The following is a 1,941-nucleotide window of genomic DNA, read 5'->3' as shown; positions in this document are numbered from 1 at the left end:
GCCACCGCCCACACCAGGCTCTGGCAGGCGCTTGTCTCGGCGTCGGCCTGGGGTGTGCCGGGCAGCAGGTGGAAGGCGGCGTGGACTTCGCTGGTGGCCTGCCAGAGCCTGGTGTGGGCGGTGGCCAGGTGACGTCCGGCGGCCGGGTGAGGGGGCCGGGTGTTGTCGGCGAGCCGGTCCAGAAGCTGGAGCAGAGCGGTGAGGTGGGCGTGCAGCACGTCAAGGTGCAGACGATCTCCGGACTTGGGCGTGTCCGCGTCCGACGGCGCCAAGGCCCGTGCGTGGTGGCGGATGCCGGCGCTCGCGGCGCGGAGGTAGGGGTGCGCGTCGTCGGGGCGCGTAGGAGAGGTCAAAAGTGGTGGTCCTTCCTGCCGGTAGGCAGGGTGGTGAGGGGCGCCCCGTCGCGGGTGATCCGGAGTGCGGTGGGTCGGGGTGCGCACGGGCGCCGTTGGTTCACAGGGCGGTGCGGGCGAGCGGGAGCGCGGTGAGGGCGAAGGCGTCTGGCTGCTGGTAGTTGAGCCGACGAAGGTCGACGCCGGAGGTGACGGCGTGGGTCTCGATCTGTGCGCAGGCGGCGTCCAGGAGGGCGTCGGTCTCGGCGGTGACGGTGACCAGGCCGGTCAGTGCGACGTCCGCGTGCCCGGCGATGAGCTGGCGTTCGCGGGTTTTGACGTCGGCGTACTCGACGGAGTCCTCTTCGGAATCGACCTGTCCGCGGCGGGCGCGCTCGTTGGCGTCGGCGATGATGGCGGCCTTCTTGCGCTGGACGTCCCGCAGTGCGGACTCGAGCCCCTGCGGCACGTATATAAGGGAGAGGCTGCGGCGCACGCCGGCCGTGAACATCAGCCCGTGCAGGAACCCGGCCCCCATCTCGGTCCTCGGCCAGTTCTCCACCCAGTACGTCGCGTGCCGTGCGCTGTCGGTGGCGAGGCGGTCGTACTCCTCGAACTGCACGACGGGACCGGCGGCTGCGGGGTCGGCTTCGGCGCGGCCGGTCTCGGACCACTGCTGGAGCGCGGCGAGGGCCTTCGGGTCGTATGCGGTGCGAATGACGGCGGCGATTTCCCGCGCGCTCAGCCAGCCGGTGACCTGGAGACCTGCGTTGCTGGCGGCCTGCGCGATGGACGCGGTGGTCTGCTCCATGACGGTGAACGCCCCGGGCAGCCCTCCGCCGGCCTGGTTGATCAGGCGCCGGGCGGCCTTGAGGTCGAGGGATATTGCGAGGTAGGTCTCGTGCGGGGCGGCGGCAGGGCCGGCAGAGGAGACCAGCTCGGAGTAGATCTGTCCGGCGACGGGGGTCTGGGGCTGCCCGTTGTGGGTCCAGTGGCGGGTGAGGGTGTCGCCCGAGTCGGGGACGGTGCGTTCCAGAACCTGCACGGTGGCGATGTGCCCGGTGCGGGCGATGCCCGCGAGTGCGCGTCCCCAGCTGCTCACGTTGTGGTTCTGGGTGGCGGGGTCGAGGAGGGCGAAGGCGCGGCTGGTGACGCGGGCGATGGCGGTCAGGGTCTGCTGGTGCGGGTCGTGGACGGCTGCGGCGCCGTTGGCGGAGTCGCCGGGGGTGACCACCTTGAGGGAGGCGGCGGTGCCGGGCAGATGGAGGACGCCGTCCTGCCGGGGCCGGGTGACGGGCCGAGCGAGCCAGAGGGTCTGGCCGGTGCGGCGACGGTGCGCATACCGGGTGACAATCGGCGCCCAGTCGATCAGGGAGCGGCCGTGCCGGCGGATCGCGACGAGTGCCCCGGATGCCGCCCACAGCGGTGCCAGGGCGACGGCGCCGAGCAGCCCGGTGGAGATCACCGTCATCAGCAGCAGGGCCAGCATGCAGGAGACGAGTACGAGTTGGGGCAGGGAGAGGCCGAGGAGGATGCCGCGGCGGCTCCGGTGCGGGAACTTCACCGTGAGTGGGGCGACGGAGAGATCAGTCAAGGGGCGGGTCCTGGA

The 1,941-nt window shown here is 72.0% G+C and carries 2 protein-coding genes; both read right to left on the bottom strand.

Annotated elements, in window-relative coordinates:
- A partial coding sequence (locus tag C1J00_RS42660) for a DUF6238 family protein (RefSeq protein WP_102914149.1) occupies positions 1–353 on the bottom strand: 353 nt, incomplete at its 3' end.
- A 100-nt stretch (positions 354–453) separates the two neighbouring features.
- Positions 454–1,926 carry an SCO6880 family protein gene (locus tag C1J00_RS42655; RefSeq protein WP_180989913.1) on the bottom strand — a complete coding sequence of 491 codons (1,473 nt, stop codon included), beginning with the start codon at positions 1,924–1,926 and terminating at the stop codon, positions 454–456.
- Between the last annotated feature and the right edge of the window lie 15 nt (positions 1,927–1,941).

This window comes from Streptomyces cahuitamycinicus (assembly GCF_002891435.1).
GTDB lineage: Bacteria > Actinomycetota > Actinomycetes > Streptomycetales > Streptomycetaceae > Streptomyces > Streptomyces cahuitamycinicus.
Note: the sequence above shows the minus strand (reverse complement) of the source record. Positions and strands in the feature narration are given on the sequence as shown.